The sequence below is a fragment of the Flammeovirga aprica JL-4 genome (assembly GCF_012844305.1).
Lineage (GTDB): Bacteria > Bacteroidota > Bacteroidia > Cytophagales > Flammeovirgaceae > Flammeovirga > Flammeovirga aprica.
On the sequence record NZ_JABANE010000280.1, the window covers coordinates 1 to 1,482 of the forward strand.

Below are 1,482 nucleotides of genomic sequence, written 5' to 3' on the forward strand. Positions count from 1 at the left end.
AGCGTACTAACTTAGCATTGTCAAAAGGAAATAAAACTCCTCAGAATAATATTTTGGATTTTCGAGGAGTTATAGAATATTGTTGTTAGCAAAAGAGGACGCTCAAGTTGACAATAAGAAAAGGAATAAGATCGAGCGTAGCGAATGGTTTATAAACCAGTAAGTGACAGATGATCCCCTTTTCACTTTCTATAAGACTGGACAGTTCGTTGGGACCTAGATCCTGTTTTTAGTACGCTGGTGTCACAGAAAGTTATCAACTTAAACGTCTCTATTTTTTAACAGAATACAAATGTAGCATCCCTTATGAAAATTACAACTTCACCTCTTGTAGGCATCGATGTTTCTAGCAAAAAGTTAGATCTCTATTTCTTTAGTGAAAAGAAAAATAAGGAGCTATCAAAAAAAATGGACAACAATACGAAAGGATTTGGTGAAATTGAAAAATCAATCACAAAATCCACCACTATTGTCTTAGAGGCCACAGGGGTTTATCATTATAATTTGTGTAGTTATTTTTTCCTGAAAGGTTATACGATAAAGGTTGTCAATCCTACTGCCATAAAATATTATGGTATGTCAAAATTGAAACGTGACAAGACTGATAAAATTGATGCTAGATTAATTTACGACTATGGTAAAAATATGATTCTAAGTCAGGATGTCAAGGTCCATAATTGGAGAAAACCATCAGTCTCAAGCCTAAAACGGCAACAACTTTTGAGTATGATTCAACTTGAAACAAAGCATCTTAACGCCTATTCATCACAATACCATAGTTTTAAAAATTGTAATGACACCTCACAAGAAATATTCGATTGGTTGCAAGATAAAATTCAAGCTGTAGAAGAAGTTATAGCAGATTATGAAAAAGAACTCAATAAATTAAATACTGAAGAGGATAAAAGCTTTCTAAAATTAGTAAAGACAATTTCAGGTATAGGAGATAAAAGTGCTATGGTCTTTCTCCATACATTTCAGCAATTCACTAACTTTGAATCAGCTAAGCAGGTGATTTGCTACTTAGGAACTAATCCTAGAGAATATGAATCTGGATCCTCTGTAAAAAAGTATAAAGGTATTTCCAAAATGGGTGTCAAAGATGCTCGGAAGATCTTATACATGGCAGCACTTTCCGCTAAAAAATATAATACTGCATGTCGAAGCTTATACAAGAGGTTAAGAGAAAGAGGTAAGAAACATAAACAAGCAATGGTAGCAGTAATAAATAAATTGGTTAAACAAGCCTTTGCAATTGTGAAAAGTGGGGAACCATATAATCCTGAATACTATAGTTTAAGTAACAGAGCTGCTTAAACTATAGTACATAGATAGATCATTCAAAATTGACACTTTTAAGAAAAAGAGTATGGATCGTTATATTCAATTTTTTAGTGAATACATGTTGATTTACAAAAAACAAAACCAAAATAAAATTTGGTTGAATTATGAAATAAATTTGCTTTTAAACACAGTTCGTCA

1 protein-coding gene is annotated in these 1,482 nt (G+C 32.2%); it reads left to right on the forward strand.

The window, feature by feature from the left end; all coding sequences use genetic code 11:
- Window positions 1–306: 306 nt before the first annotated feature.
- Complete coding sequence (locus HHU12_RS33860) at window positions 307–1,317, forward strand: IS110 family RNA-guided transposase (RefSeq protein WP_169661144.1); 1,011 nt, start codon at window positions 307–309, stop codon at window positions 1,315–1,317.
- The last annotated feature ends 165 nt before the right edge of the window (window positions 1,318–1,482 follow it).

Bases quoted from the DNA above. Each gene is read 5' to 3' on its own strand.
- HHU12_RS33860 (WP_169661144.1), top strand. From the start codon at position 307: ATGAAAATTACAACTTCACCTCTTGTAGGCATCGATGTTTCTAGCAAA.